Origin of the sequence: Methanoculleus formosensis, from assembly GCF_025384765.1 — an archaeon.
GTDB lineage: Archaea > Halobacteriota > Methanomicrobia > Methanomicrobiales > Methanoculleaceae > Methanoculleus > Methanoculleus formosensis.
Genome location: NZ_VHLL01000002.1, coordinates 249,325 through 267,928 on the forward strand (window position 1 = coordinate 249,325; position 18,604 = coordinate 267,928).

Below are 18,604 nucleotides of genomic sequence, written 5' to 3' on the forward strand. Positions count from 1 at the left end.
GAATGAGATGTCAGAGATTGATCTTGAAGACTTACCAGGCGTTGGACCAACCACCGCCGAAAAACTCCGGGAAGCCGGATACGGAACCGTCGAGAGCGTTGCGACGGCCACCACATCGGACCTCGCCGAGGCGGCGGAGATCGGTGAGGCCACGGCAAAGAAGGTGATCCTCGCCGCCCGGAAGATGGCGGATATCGGCGGGTTCAAGACCGGCAGGGATATCCTCGACAAGAGGAAGGACATCAAGAAACTCCGGACGCTGGTGCCCGAGTTCGACGAACTGGTCGGCGGCGGCCTCGAGACGCAGGCGATAACGGAGGTCTACGGCGAGTTCGGGTCGGGGAAGAGCCAGATCGTCCACCAGATGGCCGTGAACGTCCAGCTCCCTGAAGAACTCGGCGGCCTCGGCGGCTCGGCCATCTACGTCGACACCGAGAACACCTTCCGGCCGGAACGGATAGAGCAGATGCTTGCCGGCCTCCCCGAAGAGGCGGAACTCGGGGATATCGAGAATGTCCTCGAACGGATCCACGTCGCGCGGGCGCACAGCTCCGACCATCAGATGCTGCTCCTCGAGACAGCACGGGAACTCGCAAACGAGCTGCGGAACTCCGACTACCCGGTGAGGCTCTTCATCATCGACTCGCTGACGTCGCTCTTCCGTTCGGAGTACGCGGGACGGGGCACCCTTGCCCCCCGGCAGCAGAAACTGAACCGCCACATGCACGATCTCCTGAAACTGCTCGACGACCACAACGCCGTCGGCCTCGTGACCAACCAGGTGATGTCGAACCCCGGCATCCTCTTCGGCGACCCCACGAAACCGATCGGCGGCAACATCGTAGGGCACACCGCAACCTTCCGGCTCTACCTCCGTAAGAGCAAGGGCGGCAAGAGAGTTGCCCGCCTGGTGGACAGCCCGAACCTCCCCGAGGGCGAGGCGGCGTTCATGGTCGAGCAGGCAGGACTCAAGCAGTGCTGAAAGCGCTCGTAACGGACGTCGACGGCACCATCACCGACCGGCGGCGGCGGATCAACACCCCCGCCGTCGAGGCCGTCCGGACGCTCATCGACGCCGGGGTTGAGGTGGTCTTCGCGAGCGGCAACACCGTCTGCTTCATGGACGGGCTCTGCAAGATGGTCGGGACGGACGGGACGATCATCGGCGAGAACGGCGGCGTCTACCGGAGGGGGTTTTCCGGCACCCTCCGTGTCCCCGGCGACAAAAAGGCCTGCCTTGCGGCGTTCGAGGTTCTCAACGACTATTTTGCCGGGAAAGGCGTGGAACTCGAGCTCTTCGGAGAGCAGTACCGGTTCGCCGACGTCGCCTTCGCCCGGAACATCGACCCCGACGAGGCAAGAGCGGTCATCCGCGACCACGATCTCTCCGTCCGGGTGCTCGACACCGGGTTTGCAATCCACCTCCAGACCCCCGGCGTGAGCAAGGGGGCAGCGCTCACGGCACTTGCCCGCGAGATGGGGGTCTCAACCGACGATATGATGGCCGTCGGCGACTCCGAGAACGACATCGAGATGCTTGAGGCCGCCGGTATCGGTGTTGCGGTGCGAAACGCCCCCCCCGCGGTGCAGGCGGCGGCGGACCGAGTCACCGAAGGAGCCTACGGGGACGGGTTCGTGGAAGCGGTAAAAAAGTATTATCCCTATCTTTTCAGCAGGTAGCGGTCGACGACGACATAATCTTTTATATCCTTCACCGCCTCGAACGGCACGAGCATCTTGTCCCCGTCCGTCCTGTAGCCGTCGGTCTTGAACGTCTCGTCCGGTTTGACGAGCAGGTCGACGACCTGCCCCGTGTTGAGGTCGACGATGATATTCTTGATGATTCCGATGAGCATGCCATCATTACTCATCAATCTTTTCCTCGCAAGGGAACGGCAGAAGGTTTTGGTCATATAAAACCGTGGGGCGTTTGTACTATTTATAATTTCTAAATCCGATGAAATCACGGAAAAGAGCGTTACAGGGAATTGTCAGAGATGCATGCGCCGCCGTTGCCCGGAGCAGAGAGTCGGAGAGAGAGGCGCTCTCAACCGGAGGAATGCATACCGGATCGATAGGGTTCCAAAAAGAGGTTTTCGGGTTATTTCACGGTTTCAGCCGCCATCCTGACATCGGTTGCCTTGACCGTCTTCCTGCCGGCGTGACCCGCCAGCTTGATCGCCTCTTTCGCAATCCGTGACGCGTACTGCTCCATCAGCTTCGCAAGTTCTTCATTGGCGTCGGAACTCACGCGCTCCGCGCCGGATTTTTTCACGATTCTGCCAACAGGTGCCAGCGGTATATCAGTCATGATCCATTTTCCCCCTTTTCATTGAGTTCTGTGAAATGTACTCACACACAGAACTCGTTTGACAGAAGCACCATAGGTATCCTCATATAAATACTTATCCCCCATTAGAGGGGTTGAAGCGCAAAATTTCGAACGGGGAGGGGATCAAAGTGAGGGAAAGACCCGAATTATATCGGTCTGGGTAACGATCCCGACGGGCTTGTCGTCCTCGACCACAATCAGTCTCCCGATCTCCCGTTCCTTGAACCGGCCCACGAGCTCATAGAGCCGGATCGACGACGGCGCCTCGACCACATCGGCCGTCATGACTCCGGCAACCGGCGTATCCAGCGTCAGCCCCTCGTCCAGGGCGCGGGCGACATCGCTCAGTGTCACGATGCCCACGAGTTCTTCGCCGTCCTTCATCACCGGCGCGCCGTGGATATGGTGGGTATTGAAGAGGCGCACGGCATCGCGGAGGGTGGCGGTGGACGGCAGGGTCAGGAGCGGGGTGCTCATATAGTGCTTGATGGGCTGTTTCGGGAGGGATATCATCTCGGAGACGCTGATGAGGAGTGCCTGCAGGTTCTCGTCCATCCCGAAGACCTCGCCGCGGACGAGGAGTTTATTCACCGGCGTGGGACCGATCGAGACCATATCCCCAATGCGGAAGAGTTTCACGCTTCCGATGATCCGTACCATCGCCTGGCAGAGGTCGGGGTGGCAGAGGGTGGTGAACCCGAGCTCCGTGACGCGGACGCCCCTCACCTTCTCGCCGTCGCGGAAGATCGGTACCTCGGACTGGTGCTCGAGATCCCCGAGATTCAGTTCCCGGTAGGCTTCTGCAGTCGGGCTGTATCCTCCTTTCGGGCCGGGGACGCCTTCGACCAGCCCGAGAGCCTTCAAAGCCTGCATCTGGTTGCGGACGGTCCCGGGGTTGCGCTTCAGCACCTCTGCGATCTCCTCACCTTTTATAGAGTGGGAAGACTGATGATATAGGGTAATCAGGGTTATCAGGATATCCTTCTGAATCGGAGAGAGCTCCATAATTATCAGTGATTATACGTTGTTTAAATACATTAGGTTGTGCGTACCGTGGAATTTGAAACCATCCCGACCGTTCCGACGGCTGACGAGGTGCTCGACCGCAGTCTCCGGAGAGCGGCAGCCAAAAAGAAACTGAAGACCAACATCGATACCGCGAACGAGGAATTCGTGCGGGCGGTCGGGAGCGCCATCCACGACAAACTCAAAAGCGTGGTCAGTTCGTTCCCGAGTTTCGAGCGGCTCTCCCCCTTCTACCAGGAGGCGGCCGACATCCTGGTCTCGCTCGACCGGCTGAAGAAGTCCCTCGGCGCCGTCACCTGGGCGGCCGACCAGGTCAGGGCCATCGGCTCCGGCTACGCCCGCAGCATGCGCAAGGCCGAGGAGACCGACCGGAAACGGAAGCAGGCCGTCGCCCGCATGGCCTCGATCGTTCACCAGGTGGGAGACGACCTCCTCTACCTCAACGAAGCGAGGAACGTCCTGCGAAAACTCCCGCACGTAAGCGAGGACGAGTTCACCGTAGTGGTGGCGGGGTTCCCGAACGTCGGGAAGTCCTCGTTCATCAGGCTCGTCTCGACGGCGGAGCCCGAGATCGCCGCCTACCCCTTCACCACCAAGGGGATCATCGTCGGTCACCGCGAGATCGGGAAGCGCGACCGGATCCAGTTCATCGATACGCCCGGCGTCCTCGAACGCCCGGCAGAGGAGAGGAACCCCATCGAGCGGCAGGCGGTCAGCGCCATCACCAACACGGCCGACGTCGTCCTCTTCATCCTGGACGCAAGCGAACACTGCGGCTACTCGCTCGACGACCAGAAGAGGCTTCTTCTGGAGATCGAAAGTCTCCTCGACGTGCCGGTGGTGACGGTCGCAAACAAGGCGGACATCCAGGGGCTCGAGGGCTATCCGGCGATGTCCACGCTCACCGGCGAAGGGGTGGAGGAGGCGCTCGATATCCTGCTCAAACACCGAAAAGAAGCCACGAAAACGAGCCTGCGAGAGCCGCCCCAACCAGAAACCCAAGAATAGCCCCACCGTTCAGTGACGGGAGCCCCGCCTGGGGGTTGCCCTTGTTGACGAAGTAGAGGAGCACCCCGAGCCCTGCAAGCGATCCCACCATCGCACCGAGTGTCGGGGCGGAGAGGGTCCAGATGACCGCGGGCGCGTCCACGAAGACGTGCGACGAGACGACAAGGATCGAGGGCATGATCAGGTCGCCCATGCCCATGACGAACGCGCCGCGCTCCTCCCCGCCACCGATGTTGAGCCCCTCTTTTCTGAACGAGTAGTCCGCCCTCTTCGGGACCACGACCATGATGGGCGCCTTCGTCTCGAGGACGCCTTCGGCGAGGGTGATCATGTGTTTTGTCCGGTAGACCGATATGGCATCGTAGATCGCGAGCAGCACGAGCAGCACGATCACCGGCAGGACGGCGAGGGATATCCCGAAGATGGACGCAATCCCGGCGGAGATCAGCACGCCGAGGATATCGATGACGTACCACTCCGGGTAGAGGTAGAGGAGCGCCGTCGCCGCTACGGCGCCGATGAGCGTCCCTGCCGCGGCGGCGGCGGTCGACCCGAACAGGAGGAGGGAGAGCGCGCCGAATATGTAGAGGAACGTCATGAAGAGCGCGAACCCGATGAAGACGGCGATGAACCGCCGCCCCCCTTTCCGGATCAGGAAGAGCAGAACCAGCGTAAAGGCGAGCAGCATCCCTATGAATATCAGGGAATTCGCCACCGATTCGGGATCTTCAAATGCAATAAGCCCCGCCGCCTGCATGGGCGTGACGAGGATGACGGCGATGATCTGGACGAACAAAAGCATCAGGGCCATTCCGAGAATTGGCAGCCAGTCGCGTATCTGCATCACAAAACTCCACCCATGATAGGTAGGTTAATTAATGCATCCTCATCATTTTAAATTATGGAGATTCGCGAACTCATCGGCGATATCGTTCTCACCATCGTGATGGTTGTCTCCACCGTCGTGCTGGTGATGCGGTTCTGGCAGGACCTGACCATAGCGATTGCTGCAACGCTCATGATGCTCTCCCTCGGGGGGCTGCTTATCTCTCTCGGCATGAAGATCGTGAGCCTTGAGCAGAGCGTCGTGCAACGGGAGCGCACCATGCGCGTGAACATGGAAGAGATGAGCAATGCGATGGCCGCCCGGTACGACAACACGGTGAGCCACATGGAGGAGATCGTCGACGGCCTCTCCCGGCGGATGTACCGGTGAACCGGATCGCCACCTTAATGGCATCTCCCTCTCTCATGAATAGGTAGCATGGGCGTTGCAATCCGGGATATCCTGACAGACAGTAAAGAGGCGTTGACGTGGGACGATCTATCCGGTATCGCGGCACTGGACGCCCATAACGCGCTCTACCAGTTCCTCTCCATCATCCGGCAGCCGGACGGAACCCCACTGATGAACGGTGCGGGGAGGGTCACCTCGCACCTCTCCGGCATCCTCTTTCGAACGGTGAACTTCCTGGAGAAGGGGATCCGTCCGGTCTTTGTCTTCGACGGAAAGCCCCCCGAGTTCAAGCAGGAGACGATCGACGAGCGGCGCGAAATCCGCGCCAGGGCCGACGAGGCCTGGAAGACGGCGCTCCGGGAGGGTGACATGGAGGAGGCCTACAAGCAGGCGAGCGCGTCCGCCCGCATCGACAGCCACATCATCGCATCGTCCCGTGAACTCCTCGACCTGCTCGGCATCCCCTGGGTGCAGGCGCCGAGCGAGGGCGAAGCGCAGGCGGCCCATATGGCGCGGCAGGGAAAGGTCACCTACGCCGTCTCCCAGGACTACGACTCGCTCCTCTTCGGTTCTCCGGTGCTGGTGCGAAACCTCACCGTCAGCGGCCGGCGTAAGATGCGGGGACGGACGATCACCGTGAACCCCGAACGGATCGTCCTCTCCTCCCTCCTCGACTGCCTCGCCGTCACGAGGGAGGAACTCGTCGAGATCGGCATTCTGGTGGGGACGGACTTCAACCCGGGCATCCGGGGCGTCGGCGGCAAGACCGCCCTGAAGATCGTCCAGAAAGGCGGGTTCGAGGAGACGATCGCCGAGAAGCAGCCCGGGTTCGACCCGGCTCCCGTCCGGGAGTTCTTCCTCGACCCGCCGGTCACCGACGACTACACCCTCGAATGGGGGACGCCGGACGTCGACGGGGTTATCGAGATGCTCTCCGGCCGCTACGACTTCTCTGAGGAGCGGGTCAGGGGCGCCCTCGCCAAGGTCTCGGTGAAGGCGACGCAGAAGACGCTGGATGCCTGGTTCTGATACGCCGCCTCCCGGGAGAAAATCTCAAATTGGCGCTCGATCCTGGAAACCGAAGGTCTCCTTTTTTGAATGGCGCATCGGAAGACGACACAACAGATATATGCCAGAACGACCAAGTAAGCCAATTGATAAAGAACTCCCAGGCCTTCAAGACAGGATGGGGAGTGCAGGGACCGAAAGCGGACAGGCACAATCTCTGATTACCGTTCAGTCTCCCGGACTATTATCGACCTTTCGTTCTCCCGGCTCATCCGGGCTATTCCCCGGAACCTCCCCCCTGTCTTCCAGCGTCGCCCTATAACCACGGTGGCCCTGCCGGACCGCCGTTAAACGCTACCCTGACAGGTGATTGATATGAAAGAACTCTACGAGAAGATGATAAACGAGGCCATGACCGCCCAGCGGGCGGACGTGGATACGTTAAAGGTGAAACGCGGCCAGAAGTTCGTGATCGAGGACACAAAACCCTACGTCGACGCGGTGAAGACGATGACGGCGATCGGCAACCAGAGCCAGGCGGTCATCGACCTCCACAAAAACTCGGTGGTCTCGCATTACGAGATTCTGAAAGGCCTTACAACGACTGTCCGCCCCGAAGACGACCCGTTCGTCGAGCACTACCAGACCCCCGTGGTGCTCGAGATCCTGAAGGAACAGGACGAAGCGTTCGCAAAGAGCGTCGATGCCTTTGCGCAGGCGATCGCGGACGCGGAAGCCCTGATCAGCCTTGAGGCGGTGCGGCACTACGGCGGGTTCTACGGCCCTACCTGCGTCGTCGACTTTGCGCTAATCCCGGGGAGCACTAGCAACGTCGTGAACCAGGTGCTCCTGAAGACCGATATCCCGGTCGAGCACAAACGGGCGATCCTCGCCGCCAAATCATGGGGCATGAACACCTCCTATGGATTTGGCGAGCACTTCTCCCATGCCCTCGAGGCAGGAGCCACCAACGCCGAGGCGACGGCAAAAGAGATCGCGACCATGCAGAAACTCTACCTTGAGCCGGTCAACGCCCAGGCGGAGCTGATGGATGATGCCGGGATGACCTCCTTTGACCAGCGGAAGTACATGAGCGAGTATCGGCGGCGGATGGAAGGGACGATCAAGGCCGCGATCGACGACGGCGTCCACTACGGCAACATCCTGACCGTCCCGGCCTACAGCGTCGGAGACGTCTCCCACCACATCGCGCAGTCGACCTTCAACATGTGCAAGGACGACGTCGTCATGGCGACGATCGAGGCGGTCACCGACGTGATGGAGTCGTCGCTGCGGAAATCGCTCGACTCCTACAAGAGTTACTGGGACATCCTCTCGGTCGCGACCGGGTCGTCTGCCGCCGCAACCGAGTACCTCCTCCAGCTCGATGGGTTCAACGCTCCCATGGTCGTCGACCTGCTCACGAGGCGGTTCCACAACTACGTCCAGCTCTACCCGTCCCGGGGCGCGGCGGCGGAACTCCACAACTGCGACTTCATGGACATGATCTACCGCGGGTGGAAGATCCTCGACAAGGCACAGCGGATGCGGAACGGTTCCGGTGAGGAACTGGTCCCCATGATCGGCAAGTACCCCGTCGATCTCTCGCCCATCAGCAAGAATGAGGTGTTGATGAACCCGCAGTGGTATGTCTACCCGGCCTGCGCCATAACTGTCCGGTTCGCCGCCCTGATGAGTCTTGCCGACTACCCGTGCCTCCTGACGAGCGAGCCGGTGACGGCGACGATGATGACGAACATCATCGCTCTCGAGAAGGAGACGGCGGCCGCCCCGGTGCGGGCCTGCAAGAACTGTGCCTCTGCGTGCCTGGTCGACATGCGGCACCAGTACTGCCAGTGGAGAGAAGCGGTATAGAAGGAGCGATCATGAAGTGCTACTACTGCGCCCTCGAGGGCAAGGATAGCGAGGCGGTGGCGATCTGCATCGTCTGCGGGATGGGGCTCTGCATGGAGCACGCGATCAGAAAGGACGTCGACGTCTGGGAGGGGGGCTACCCGCTCCCCAGCAAGCGTGTGAAGGCTCCGCTGCCGAGGATCCTCTGTCCCGAGTGCTATAACGCCCTGTATGGAAAGTAAGATCACTCCCAAGCCTTTTTTTGGCTGAAGTCGCTTAACAAGAAGTATACTCAGTATTGGTGTAATCATGACCACATCTCTTGGAAAACGATGCGTCGCCGAAGCCGTCGGGACATTCATCCTGGTCTTCTTCGGTGCCGGCGCCGCGGTCGTCACGCTGATGCTCGCCGCGGGAACGACCCCGGCGACCCCCTTCAACATAGGGATCGGGGCGCTCGGGGGGCTCGGCGACTGGCTCGCCATAGGTCTTGCCTTCGGTATCGCCATCGCAGGGGCGATCTACGCCTTCGGGAGGATATCGGGCTGCCACATCAACCCGGCGGTGACGATAGCCCTCTTTGCAACCCGCCGGCTCCCCGGACGCGACGTCGCCCCGTACATCGCCGCACAGCTCGTCGGCGCGGCCGCCGCGAGCCTCCTCTTTGCCTGGGCGGTCGGCCCGGACGCCGTCACGATCGGAGGGCTCGGGGCGACGGCCCCCTTCGCCGGCATCGGCTACCTGCAGGCGATCGTCATCGAGGCGGTCGGGACGTTCCTTCTGATGCTCGTCATCATGGGAGTCGCCGTCGACGAGCGGGCCACACCGGGTTTTGCCGGGCTTATGGTGGGCCTCGCGGTCGCGGGCATCATCACGACGACCGGGAACCTGACCGGCGCGTCGTTGAATCCTGCCCGTACGTTCGGGCCCTACCTCGGGGACTGGCTGCTTGGCGGGTCGAACCTCTGGGCATTCTTCCCTATCTACATCATCGGCCCCATCGTCGGTGCGCTGCTCGCTGCGTTCCTTTACGACTACCTCTGCAAAGAATAACCCCAACCCCTCTTTTGGAGTGGCAAAAAAGTCCGGCCGATTACGGCCGCAAGAACGGTGAACCGGAGCGGATCCGGCTCGCCGAAGTCTACCCCGGGCGCCTGCTCGCTTCGCAGGTTCCCGGGGACCCTCAGCGTGGAGCGAAGAACGAATTACCGATCCTCCCACCCGGATCAACATCCGGAGATCCGCGCATTCCCGTAACGGGCATCGCAGACTGCGCTGCCCTGGACGGGATGTTCACACTACCCTCGGCCCTTCATTCCCTTGCACGGACTTATAAATTTCGGCTGAGCGCTGTGACGCGGCCACCCGGCCCCTTACTCGAACCGCACCGGATCGGTCTCGATATCGATGACGACGGGTTTCTCCATCGATACCGCCCTGAGAACGGCGTCCCGGAGGTCACCCGGCCGCGTCACCCATATCCCGACACCGCCGCATGCCTCTGCATACGCCGCGAAGTCCGGGTTCGTGAGATCGGTGCCGTAGACCGGATAGTTCGCCTCCCGCTGCTCCTCGCTGATCATAGCAAGGTGGTGGTTGTTTAAGACCGCGACGACGATGGGGAGGTCGTACCTGACCGCCGTGACGAAGTCGCCCATGACCATAGAGAACCCTCCGTCGCCGGTGATGCAGACGACGGTCGCATCAGGGTAGGCCAGTTTCGCCGCAATCGCCCCGGGGAGCCCGAACCCCATCGTCCCGAGGTAGCCCGACATCGCGAACCGCTGCCGCTTCATCCGGAAACTCCTCCCGAACCACCACTGGTTCTCCCCGACGTCGAGGGAGATAACCGCGTCCTCCGGGAGCGTCTCGGAGAGGACCTTCATGATGTAGGGGGGGCGGATCGGGACCGCCTCCGGGTCGGCCTCCCGGTCGAGGCGCTCCGACCACTCCCGCTTCTGCTCCCTGAGCCATGCCCCCGTCCCCGTATCCTCCCGCGGCCTGACCCGTTCCCGGATCAGGGGTACGGCAACGGTGCAGTCGCCATAGACCCCTGCCGCGAGCGGGTGTTTGCCGAGCTGGAGCGGGTCGATGTCGATATGGACCGCCCGTATCTCCCGGGGAATCCCGGTGAAGTCGGAGAAACTCGCCCCGCAGGCGATCACGAGGTCGGACTCCTCGACGATCCTTTGGGCATGCGGCGTCCCGAGCGGGCCGTGCACCCCGGCGACCCACTCGTTCTCGTCGGGGAGGATCCCCTTCGCCCGGAAGGTGGTGACGATAGGCGCCCGGAGCGTTTCCGCAAGGTCGAGGACCGCTTCCGCCGCACGCATGGCGCCGAAACCGGCAAGGATGACCGGGCGGGCGGCACCGTCGATCGCCTCCGCCGCCGCACGGACGGCCTCGTCGGTCGGGGCCGTCGTGACCGCCGAGAGGCAGGTCTCGCGTTCGCAGTAGGCGGCCTCGAGCGGTTCTCTCTGTATATCGTTCGGGAGCGACAACTGGGCGACGCCGCGGCCGACGATCGCGTACCGGAGCGCCCGGGTGAGGAGTTTGACCGCCGTCGAGGGGTCGGCGACGGTGTTGTTGAAGACCGCGATCGGGCGGAAGAACGCGTCCTGGTCGATCTCCTGGACGCCGCCGGGGCCGGCATACTGCGCCTGCACCTGCCCGTTCAGGGAGAGCACGCTCGCCCGGTCTTCTTTCGCGTCATACAGGCCGGTCGCGAGGTTCGTCGCCCCCGGCCCGGCGATCGTCAGGCAGACGGCGACCTTCCCCGTGAACTTGTTGTAGGCCGAGGCGGCGAGGGCCGCGGTCTGCTCGTGCCGGACGACGATATACTGTGCGTCCGGGTTCCTCCTGACCGCGTCCACGAGCGGGAGCGACGACGAACCGGGGATGCCGAAGTAGAGGGTGATCCCCCAGGCCGCGAGCTCCGCGACCAGCACGTCGGCCACGGTCGTGGTGGCTCCTTCAGAGGTAGTCTTCGTCATTCGTCCCCACCTCTTCTTCGCCGGCCCGCACGAACGCCTCCTTTCCCACGCTGCAGCGGGGGCACCGCCAGTCCCCGGGAAGTTCCTCGAAGGGCGTTCCCGGCGGTATCCCGGTAGCCGGGTCTCCCGCCTCCTCAACATACTCGTAATCACAGACACTGCAGACCCATCGTGCCATATCATCCACGCTCCGAGAGTGACTCTCCGCGCCGTACCCAATCTTCACGTATAAAAATGCCTCGCCGCCCGGTGACCGGGTCGGGGTTCCGGTCAGGGAACCCCGGGTTCTCCCGCCGCAGGCGGATTGGCTGTCTCGTCGCCGGCCGGGGTTCCCCGGCGGTTCCCGTTGTCTTCCGTCACGGTCTTCGCAAGCGCCGAGAGACCGAGGGTCGTTCCGAGGTTCATCGTATCGAGCACCGATGCGGGGACGAGGACAAGCGTCGCCTTCTCTTTGAGCCCTTCGTAGAGCATGTTCATCGCCCGGAGGTGGAGAGCGGTCGGGTTGTCCTGGTAGGTTCTCGCCGCCTCCTCGAACTTCTTTGCGACCTGCAGTTCGGAGTCGCCGAGGATCACCCGGGCCTGCCGCTCCCGCTCCGCCTGCGCCTGCATGGACATCGCGTCCTGCAGTTCTCGGGGGATCAGGATGTCGCGAATCTCAACAGAACTGACGTGGATACCCCACTGTTCGGTTCTGACGTCGATGATCCGCTGCAACTCCGCGTCCAGCCTCTCCCGGCCTTCGAGCATGTTTGCGAGATCGGACTTCCCGATAACCTCCCGGAGTGCTGTCTGCGCCGCCCAGCTGATGGCCGAACGGTAGTCCTCGACCTCCAGCGCCGCCCTCTCCGGATCCCTCACGCGCCAGAAGAGGACGGCCTCGACGTCGACTGGGACGGTGTCCCGGGTGAGTGTCTTCTCCGCCCGAAACGACGTCGTGATCGTCCGAAGATCGATCCAGTAGGCCACCGTATCGATGAGCGGCACGATGGCAAAGACTCCCGGCCCCCTGAGACCCGAGAACCGGCCCAGGCGCAGCACGAGCGCTTTCTCCCACTGGTCGGCGATCTGCACCGAGGCGGCGGCGACCACCCCCGCAAGGACGACGGCGGCGGCAGCCCAGAGAAGAGGAGAGAGACCGGGAGTCGTGAGAGCGGCGTAGGCGATCAGCACTCCGAGGAGCGCGATCAGGAGAGCAATCGCATAACGAAGCGGGTTATTGCGGCTCATAGGATGTTACCCGTGGTGTGCTGCATGCGCCAAGCATATAATAGTAGGTATACAACACCACCCATACTGGGTAGCAGGAGACGACCATGGATATCAGAGAGACCCACCCCTTCGACCTGGCCCCAGCAGAGGCGATCCGCCTCCAGGAGAGGCTCCGAAAGCAGGTCAAGCCTTCCGGCGACGCAGGGGAGGTATCCCTCGTGGCCGGCGCCGATGCCTCTTACGCGAGGGGCTCGGACGTCATCCACGCGGTCGTCGTCGTCCTCCGCTACCCCGACCTCAGCGTCGTCGAGCGGGCCAGCGCCGCCACCGCGACCGCCTTCCCCTACATCCCCGGCCTCCTCACCTTCCGGGAAGGCCCCGCCATCATCGAGGCGTTCCAGCAGCTCGCCTCCGAGCCGGACGTGATCTTCTTCGACGGGCAGGGGATCGCCCACCCCCGGGGGCTCGGGATCGCGAGCCACATGGGCGTCCTCTTCGACCGCCCCGCCGTCGGGGTTGCAAAGAGCCTCCTCGTCGGCACGGCGACCGAACCCGGTCCCGGCAGGGGATCGACTGCTCCCATCCTCCAGGACGGCGAGACGATCGGGATGGCGGTGCGGACAAAAGAGCGGGTGAAACCCGTCTACGTCTCGGTGGGCCACCGGATCGATCTATCGCAGGCGGTCGATCTCGTCCTCGCGACCGGCCGGGGTTACCGGCTCCCGGAACCGACCCGACAGGCCCACCTCTTTGCAAACACCGTCCGGAGGGAGGAGGGGCGGGACGACAGGCAGACCGGCCTCCCCGCCCGGTAAGGAAGAGAAACCGTTATCAAGGTTCGGACTGAATTAGCGTTCACCGACCGGCACGGTGGAAGATCGCGGCCGGTTGCAGTTTATGGAGCGTGAATATGTCAGAAAACCACTCACATACACTGTATCGCCACCGGAATGCACCCGCGGGGGGCAGCACATGACCCCGCGTGAGGTTGTGCCTGGTGTCTTCTCCGTCGGGGCCATCGACTGGGACCTCCGTCTCTTCGATGAGTTGATCCCAACGCCTGACGGCACCTCCTACAACAGTTACCTCATACGGGGCAGCGAGAAGACGGCGCTGATCGATACCGTCAACCCGCCAAAGTTCACGGACCTCACGACGAACCTGGACCGGCTCGGCGTCGAGAAGATCGACTACATCATCGCCAACCACGCCGAGCAGGATCACTCGGGCTCGATACCGGCGATGCTTGAGAGGTTCAGCGGGGCGAAGGTGGTGACGAACGCAAAGTGCCGCGATTTCCTGGTCGACCTCCTCCAGATCTCCGCCGATCAGGTCATCGTCATCGAGGACGGCGATACGCTCGCCCTCGGGGACAAGACGCTTGAGTTCATCATCGCCCCCTGGGTCCACTGGCCGGAGACGATGCTGACCTACCTCCAGGAAGACCGGATTCTCTTCTCCTGCGACCTCTTCGGCTCGCACTACGCGACAAGTTCCCTCTATGTCCCCGATGAAGCGACGATCTACGAGTCCGCGAAGCGCTACTACGCCGAGATCATGATGCCCTTCCGGTCAAGCATCACGGCGCACCTCTCAAAACTGGAACCACGCGAGATCGCCATGATCGCCCCGAGCCACGGCCCCATCTACGACCGCCCGGCGTTCATCATGGACGCCTACCGCGACTGGACGGGCGACGCCGTGACGAACATGGTGCTGCTTCCTTTCGTCTCCATGCACGGGAGCACCCAGGCGATGGTCGACCACTTCGTCGGCGCCCTGATGGAGCGCGGTGTCCAGGTCCAGCCGTTCAACCTCTCGAAGACCGACATCGGCGAACTGGCAAAAGGTATGGTGGACGCTGCGACGATCGTGATCGGGACCCCGACGCTCATCTTCGGCCCCCACCCGCAGGCAGTCTACGCCGCCTACCTTGCAAACCTCCTCCGCCCGAAGACCCGGTATGTCTCGGTGATCGGGTCCTACGGCTGGGGCGGGAAGACGGTCGATACCCTGGCGGGCATGCTCGGCCGGCTCAAGATCGAGGTGATCGACCCGGTCTATATCAAGGGCTACCCGAAGGAGGAGGACTTCGCGGCGCTCGACCGGCTCGCGGACGAGATCAAGAAGAAGCACGAGGAGGCGGGGGCCCTCTCCCCATAGACACCCAATCCATTTTTCACGGTCGCCGCCCGCCCCCGGATCTCTCGGCCTGTACCGAAATCTTAACGCGCTGTGGTGCCGATCAACCTCTGAGCTGCATCATGCCCCCATCCGACTTCAAGAGCGTCATTGCCGAATCACCCTACGTCTTCATAATCGGCGTAGCGGGAGACAGCGGATCCGGAAAGACGACCTTCACCCGGGCGATCCGGGAGATCTTTGGAGGAGAACTCGTCTCCACGATCACCATCGACGACTACCACCGGTACGACCGCCGGGAGCGCAAGGCTCTCGGGATAACTCCGCTCGTCCCCGAGGCGAACCGGTTCGACCTGCTCGAAGAGCATCTTCTCGCCCTCAAGGCAGGGGAGACGATCGAAAAACCGGTCTACAACCACGACAACGGGCAGTTCGATCCCCCGGTGCCCTTCAGCCCCACGAAGATCCTGATCCTCGAAGGGCTGCACCCCTTCGTCACGGGGACGCTGCGTGACCTGATCGACTTCAAACTCTACGTGGACCCCGACCCCGACGTCAAGCGCGCCTGGAAGATCAAGCGCGACGTGGAGAAGCGGGGCTACGCGGTCGATACGGTCATCAAAGAGATGGAGGTGCGTAAACCCGACTACGAGCAGTACGTCGCGCCGCAGTGCCTCTTTGCGGATGCGGTCATCCGGATAGCCTTCTCGAAGTACGGCCGGGAGGTGAGCGAGGAGCGCAACGTCTATCGCGTCACCCTCTGCCAGAGCAGGCTTGAGAAGAGCATCGGCGACGTCGACCTCTCGATCGACCTCTTCGGGCTCCTCTCGCTCTCCGAGCGCGACTTCATGGTCGAGTTCACCACCGAGGACGTCGGCGGGGAGGCGATGGGGGCGCTCACGTTCGACGGGGAGTTGAATGACACCGTTGCACGAAAACTGGAGCGGAACATCGAGATCCAGACACAGGTGGAGCCGATCGACCTCAGCCAGGGCGGTGACTACCTGACGGCCGGGGATATGGCCCAGCTCATCCTCGCCTGGCGGATCATCAACCGGCGGATCTTCATCGAGAGCGCGCCGGGGACGGACGGCGGGAGAAAGGAGATGCCGGGCGGGAGCAGCGGGTGCGGATGCGGCCGGCGGTGATTTTATCGCTCGTCGGCGCCTGGAACCCCGAACGGTCGTGTGAGAGAAGATAGATAAGAGCGCCCGGAGAACGTGTAACGATGGACAGGATCGAGCGGTTCTCGACCATCGCGCCCGATATCGGCAATATCTTCCGGTATATGAGCGTCGCCACAGCGGCGCCGCTTCTTGTGGCGGTGATCTACCGGGAGTGGGATATGATCCTGCCCATGGCCTCCGTCCCGGTCGTCCTCCTCCTCCTCGGCATGCTCCTCCGCCGGGTGCCCCGCGATGACCGCGAGGCGCCCCTCTCCGCCGCCCTCATGGCGGTCGCCCTGATCTGGCTCGTCATCGCGATGGTGAGCGCGCTCCCGTTCTGCCTCGGGCTCGGCGTCCCGTACCTCGACGCCGTCTTCGAGGCGATGTCGGGATGGACGGACACCGGGCTGACGATGATGCGGTCGGTCGAAGACCTGCCCCGGACGCTCCTCTTCTGGCGGTCGCTGATGCAGTGGCTCGGTGGTCTCGGGATCGTCGCCTTCACCATCGCGATGGCATCGAGGACCGGGCTGACTCAGTTCCGCCTCTACCGCTCAGAGGGGCGCTCAGAGGCGCTGATGCCGAGCGTCGTCGCAACGGGCATGGAGATGTGGAAGATCTACCTGGTGCTGACCGCCGCCTCGATCGCCCTTATCCTCCTCTCGGGGGTACCCCTCTGGGACGCGGTGAACATCGCCCTCGTCGCGATCTCTACCGGGGGGTTCACCGTCCACTCGGCCGGGATCCCGTTCTACAACAACCCGCTGCTCGAAGTTCTCATCGTCCCGGTGATGATCGCAGGCGCCCTCCCGTTCAAACTCTACTATCTCCTCTACCGGGGGAAAGGCACGCGGTTCTTTGACGACCAGCAGGCACGACTCCTCTTCATGCTCGTCGCGCTCGGGATCGTCGTGATAGCGTGGGATCTCGTCACGCTCACCGCGGCCGATCTCCCGACAGCCATCCGTCAGGCGCTCTTCATGTCGGCGGCGGCCGTCACCTCTACCGGGTTTCAGACCGGCTCCCCGAACGAGTGGGCAAGCGTGACCGTCCTCTTCCTCGCGATGCTGATGGTGATCGGCGGAGCATCCGGGAGCACCGCCGGCGGCATCAAACTTTCCCGGGTGGTTCTCGGGTTCCAGAGCCTGGTCTGGTGGTTCCGGCGGATGTTCGTCTCGGGGAATGTGCTCGTGCCCTTCAAGTACGACGGCAGGGTGATCCCGAAGAACGTCGCCGACCTCGAGGTCTCCCGGAACATGCTGACGATCATGCTCTACTTTTTGATCATCTTCGTCGCCACGATACTGGTGATGCACCTGCAGCCGACGGCCTTCGACTCGAGCAACGTGATCTTCGAGGTCGTCTCTGCGATGTGCAACAGCGGCATATCCACCGGGTTCGTCTCGCCCGATATGGCCGATTCGGGAAAACTCCTCTTCATCCTGATCATGTGGATCGGGCGTCTCGAGGTCATCCCGGTGATCATGCTCGTCATGGGCCTCTTCAGGAAGTCCGACTGAGGGATCGCCCACCAGGGGCGGGCGGTGCCCTGCTATCTTAATCAAAGGTCATCCCGAAGAGATCCTGAACCTCTCCGGCACCCCCTGATCGGAACACTCACCTCAGAGGTTTCTCCCCTTCTGTTCGATATCGCCGGCAAGGGGGTGAAACGGCTTCCCATCGGGTATCGCCACTCGGGGGAGGGGCCGGAGTGGGACACTCCCTCCCGGCAAAAGCACCCCGGGATCTCCTCAAAGACTGAAGAACCGGGACATCCAGGACCCGAGCACCGAAGAACAGCGTTCCCCGGGGGTCAACCGGCCCGGTTCTCCCGGAAAAAAAGGAACCGGCCGGATCACTCCGGCTGGTGGTGCAGGTACAGGTCGTCCACTGCCGCCCTGTTCCCGCCGTTCTTGACGAGCATGTCCATGTAGGTGTGAACCTCCGGGGCATACTTCTTCAGGACCTCAGGCGAGGTGTGGTAGAGCATGAAGGCCTCGGCGAAGATCGCCGCCTCCCGCTCCTCACCGGCGGGTGCGGTTATCCGGGCCAGGTAGGTGCCCGGGTCTTCGGCAAGCGCCGCAAACGCCTTGCTCTCGCCAACACCCGTCGTGTGGTAGACGCGGTAGCCCACCTGCTGGACAAAGACCTCGTCGGCTCGCGCCGGGTCCCTGTCCGATCGGATGTAGACGGCGTTCTCCTCCGGGACGTAGACCCCGCCCACGTCCCCGCTCACACCCTCCCGCTTGAACGCATCATTTCTGCTGTCGATATAGACGGTGAGGTTCTCGATGAACTCTTCCCGGATCTTGGTGCTCTGCTGCAGCACCAGGGCCTCCGCAAGCGCAGCTTCAGTGCCGCTCCCATCCCTGTTCTCAAGGTGGAAACCGGCGACCGGGCTGACTGAGAAGACCGAACAGACGACGAAGATGAGGATCGTCGCCGCAACCAGCCGTGATCGGAATCGTGGATCCATAGTCTGTTTCCCCTGCCTGACAAGAGTTTCAAATTGTTTATTATATATTTTTCTAATTTTAAAAGACGAATTATAAATGTCCAATTATTAAAAAAGGCCGGGAAGAGAACTGATCCAGGAGAAGAGACCCCCCAGGACGTCGATCGGTCTGCA

20 protein-coding genes are annotated in these 18,604 nt (G+C 62.4%); 12 read left to right on the top strand and 8 right to left on the bottom strand.

Annotation, left to right across the window (positions count from 1 at the left end):
• The first annotated feature begins 7 nt into the window (after positions 1-7).
• Together radA and FKB36_RS04740 are read left to right on the top strand one after the other, a co-directional pair.
• Entirely contained in the window at positions 8-982 is a 975-nt protein-coding gene (gene radA / locus FKB36_RS04735) for a DNA repair and recombination protein RadA (protein WP_261596883.1), read from the top strand.
• Positions 976-1,680 carry a phosphoglycolate phosphatase gene (locus FKB36_RS04740; protein WP_261596884.1) on the top strand — a complete coding sequence of 235 codons (705 nt, stop codon included), beginning with the start codon at positions 976-978 and terminating at the stop codon, positions 1,678-1,680. The genes radA and FKB36_RS04740 overlap by 7 nt, the downstream gene beginning before the upstream one ends.
• Here the strand turns inward: FKB36_RS04740 and FKB36_RS04745 are convergent.
• From FKB36_RS04745 to FKB36_RS04755, 3 genes are all read right to left on the bottom strand, one after another.
• Positions 1,662-1,913: a PRC-barrel domain-containing protein gene (locus FKB36_RS04745; RefSeq protein ID WP_261596885.1), complete on the bottom strand. Its 252-nt coding sequence runs from the start codon at positions 1,911-1,913 to the stop codon at positions 1,662-1,664. The two genes, FKB36_RS04740 and FKB36_RS04745, sit on opposite strands and share 19 nt — an antisense overlap.
• A 188-nt stretch (positions 1,914-2,101) precedes the next feature.
• Entirely contained in the window at positions 2,102-2,311 is a 210-nt protein-coding gene (locus FKB36_RS04750) for a histone family protein (RefSeq protein ID WP_011844756.1), read from the bottom strand.
• 144 nt (positions 2,312-2,455) lie between these two features.
• Positions 2,456-3,337 (bottom strand): CBS domain-containing protein, encoded by an 882-nt coding sequence (locus FKB36_RS04755; RefSeq protein ID WP_261596886.1) that lies wholly within the window; start codon positions 3,335-3,337, stop codon positions 2,456-2,458.
• Positions 3,338-3,385: 48 nt separating this feature from the next.
• On the opposite strand from FKB36_RS04755, the gene FKB36_RS04760 reads away from it, so the two are divergent.
• Complete coding sequence (locus FKB36_RS04760; RefSeq protein WP_261596887.1) at positions 3,386-4,366, top strand: NOG1 family protein; 981 nt, start codon at positions 3,386-3,388, stop codon at positions 4,364-4,366.
• On the opposite strand, the gene FKB36_RS04765 is transcribed toward FKB36_RS04760, so the two are convergent.
• Entirely contained in the window at positions 4,299-5,210 is a 912-nt protein-coding gene (locus FKB36_RS04765; protein WP_261596888.1) for a presenilin family intramembrane aspartyl protease PSH, read from the bottom strand. The genes FKB36_RS04760 and FKB36_RS04765 overlap by 68 nt on opposite strands.
• 57 nt (positions 5,211-5,267) lie before the next feature.
• Between FKB36_RS04765 and FKB36_RS04770 the strand changes: the two genes are divergently transcribed.
• From FKB36_RS04770 to FKB36_RS04790, 5 genes are all read left to right on the top strand, one after another.
• Positions 5,268-5,582: a hypothetical protein gene (locus FKB36_RS04770; protein WP_261596889.1), complete on the top strand. Its 315-nt coding sequence runs from the start codon at positions 5,268-5,270 to the stop codon at positions 5,580-5,582.
• A 48-nt stretch (positions 5,583-5,630) separates the two neighbouring features.
• Positions 5,631-6,632, top strand: a complete 1,002-nt coding sequence (fen, locus tag FKB36_RS04775) for a flap endonuclease-1 (protein ID WP_261596890.1) — start codon at positions 5,631-5,633, stop codon at positions 6,630-6,632.
• Between the two features lie 354 nt (positions 6,633-6,986).
• Positions 6,987-8,486 (top strand): DUF2193 domain-containing protein, encoded by a 1,500-nt coding sequence (locus FKB36_RS04780; protein ID WP_261596892.1) that lies wholly within the window; start codon positions 6,987-6,989, stop codon positions 8,484-8,486.
• Positions 8,487-8,497: 11 nt separating this feature from the next.
• On the top strand, positions 8,498-8,707 hold the full coding sequence (locus FKB36_RS04785) for a DUF2180 family protein (protein ID WP_261596893.1): 210 nt from the start codon (positions 8,498-8,500) through the stop codon (positions 8,705-8,707).
• A gap of 67 nt (positions 8,708-8,774) precedes the next feature.
• Positions 8,775-9,518, top strand: a complete 744-nt coding sequence (locus tag FKB36_RS04790) for an MIP/aquaporin family protein (RefSeq protein WP_261596894.1) — start codon at positions 8,775-8,777, stop codon at positions 9,516-9,518.
• Between the two features lie 320 nt (positions 9,519-9,838).
• On the opposite strand, the gene FKB36_RS04795 is transcribed toward FKB36_RS04790, so the two are convergent.
• From FKB36_RS04795 to FKB36_RS04805, 3 genes are all read right to left on the bottom strand, one after another.
• Positions 9,839-11,458, bottom strand: coding sequence for a thiamine pyrophosphate-binding protein (locus FKB36_RS04795; RefSeq protein ID WP_261596896.1), 1,620 nt, complete (start codon positions 11,456-11,458; stop codon positions 9,839-9,841).
• Positions 11,439-11,636 carry a rubredoxin gene (locus FKB36_RS04800; protein WP_261596897.1) on the bottom strand — a complete coding sequence of 66 codons (198 nt, stop codon included), beginning with the start codon at positions 11,634-11,636 and terminating at the stop codon, positions 11,439-11,441. The genes FKB36_RS04795 and FKB36_RS04800 overlap by 20 nt, the downstream gene beginning before the upstream one ends.
• 92 nt (positions 11,637-11,728) lie before the next feature.
• A complete protein-coding gene (locus tag FKB36_RS04805; RefSeq protein WP_261596898.1) occupies positions 11,729-12,685 on the bottom strand; it encodes a slipin family protein in 957 nt (318 codons plus the stop codon).
• Positions 12,686-12,771: 86 nt separating this feature from the next.
• Between FKB36_RS04805 and nfi the strand changes: the two genes are divergently transcribed.
• From nfi to FKB36_RS04825, 4 genes are all read left to right on the top strand, one after another.
• Complete coding sequence (gene nfi / locus FKB36_RS04810) at positions 12,772-13,482, top strand: deoxyribonuclease V (RefSeq protein WP_261596899.1); 711 nt, start codon at positions 12,772-12,774, stop codon at positions 13,480-13,482.
• Positions 13,483-13,639: 157 nt separating this feature from the next.
• Complete coding sequence (locus tag FKB36_RS04815; RefSeq protein WP_261596900.1) at positions 13,640-14,830, top strand: FprA family A-type flavoprotein; 1,191 nt, start codon at positions 13,640-13,642, stop codon at positions 14,828-14,830.
• A 101-nt stretch (positions 14,831-14,931) separates the two neighbouring features.
• Positions 14,932-15,957, top strand: coding sequence for a phosphoribulokinase (locus FKB36_RS04820; protein WP_261596901.1), 1,026 nt, complete (start codon positions 14,932-14,934; stop codon positions 15,955-15,957).
• A gap of 80 nt (positions 15,958-16,037) precedes the next feature.
• Entirely contained in the window at positions 16,038-17,495 is a 1,458-nt protein-coding gene (locus FKB36_RS04825; protein WP_261596902.1) for a TrkH family potassium uptake protein, read from the top strand.
• 335 nt (positions 17,496-17,830) lie between these two features.
• On the opposite strand, the gene FKB36_RS04830 is transcribed toward FKB36_RS04825, so the two are convergent.
• Complete coding sequence (locus FKB36_RS04830) at positions 17,831-18,451, bottom strand: hypothetical protein (RefSeq protein WP_261596903.1); 621 nt, start codon at positions 18,449-18,451, stop codon at positions 17,831-17,833.
• Positions 18,452-18,604 lie beyond the last annotated feature (153 nt).

Coding starts and splice junctions, on each gene's coding strand:
- FKB36_RS04800 (WP_261596897.1), bottom strand. CDS start 11,636: ATGGCACGATGGGTCTGCAGTGTCTGTGATTACGAGTATGTTGAGGAG.
- FKB36_RS04790 (WP_261596894.1), top strand. CDS start 8,775: ATGACCACATCTCTTGGAAAACGATGCGTCGCCGAAGCCGTCGGGACA.
- FKB36_RS04755 (WP_261596886.1), bottom strand. CDS start 3,337: ATGGAGCTCTCTCCGATTCAGAAGGATATCCTGATAACCCTGATTACC.
- FKB36_RS04825 (WP_261596902.1), top strand. CDS start 16,038: ATGGACAGGATCGAGCGGTTCTCGACCATCGCGCCCGATATCGGCAAT.
- FKB36_RS04745 (WP_261596885.1), bottom strand. CDS start 1,913: ATGACCAAAACCTTCTGCCGTTCCCTTGCGAGGAAAAGATTGATGAGT.
- FKB36_RS04770 (WP_261596889.1), top strand. CDS start 5,268: ATGGAGATTCGCGAACTCATCGGCGATATCGTTCTCACCATCGTGATG.
- FKB36_RS04795 (WP_261596896.1), bottom strand. CDS start 11,458: ATGACGAAGACTACCTCTGAAGGAGCCACCACGACCGTGGCCGACGTG.
- FKB36_RS04830 (WP_261596903.1), bottom strand. CDS start 18,451: ATGGATCCACGATTCCGATCACGGCTGGTTGCGGCGACGATCCTCATC.
- FKB36_RS04815 (WP_261596900.1), top strand. CDS start 13,640: ATGACCCCGCGTGAGGTTGTGCCTGGTGTCTTCTCCGTCGGGGCCATC.
- fen (WP_261596890.1), top strand. CDS start 5,631: ATGGGCGTTGCAATCCGGGATATCCTGACAGACAGTAAAGAGGCGTTG.
- nfi (WP_261596899.1), top strand. CDS start 12,772: ATGGATATCAGAGAGACCCACCCCTTCGACCTGGCCCCAGCAGAGGCG.
- FKB36_RS04750 (WP_011844756.1), bottom strand. CDS start 2,311: ATGACTGATATACCGCTGGCACCTGTTGGCAGAATCGTGAAAAAATCC.
- FKB36_RS04785 (WP_261596893.1), top strand. CDS start 8,498: ATGAAGTGCTACTACTGCGCCCTCGAGGGCAAGGATAGCGAGGCGGTG.
- FKB36_RS04765 (WP_261596888.1), bottom strand. CDS start 5,210: ATGCAGATACGCGACTGGCTGCCAATTCTCGGAATGGCCCTGATGCTT.
- FKB36_RS04780 (WP_261596892.1), top strand. CDS start 6,987: ATGAAAGAACTCTACGAGAAGATGATAAACGAGGCCATGACCGCCCAG.
- FKB36_RS04820 (WP_261596901.1), top strand. CDS start 14,932: ATGCCCCCATCCGACTTCAAGAGCGTCATTGCCGAATCACCCTACGTC.
- FKB36_RS04805 (WP_261596898.1), bottom strand. CDS start 12,685: ATGAGCCGCAATAACCCGCTTCGTTATGCGATTGCTCTCCTGATCGCG.
- radA (WP_261596883.1), top strand. CDS start 8: ATGTCAGAGATTGATCTTGAAGACTTACCAGGCGTTGGACCAACCACC.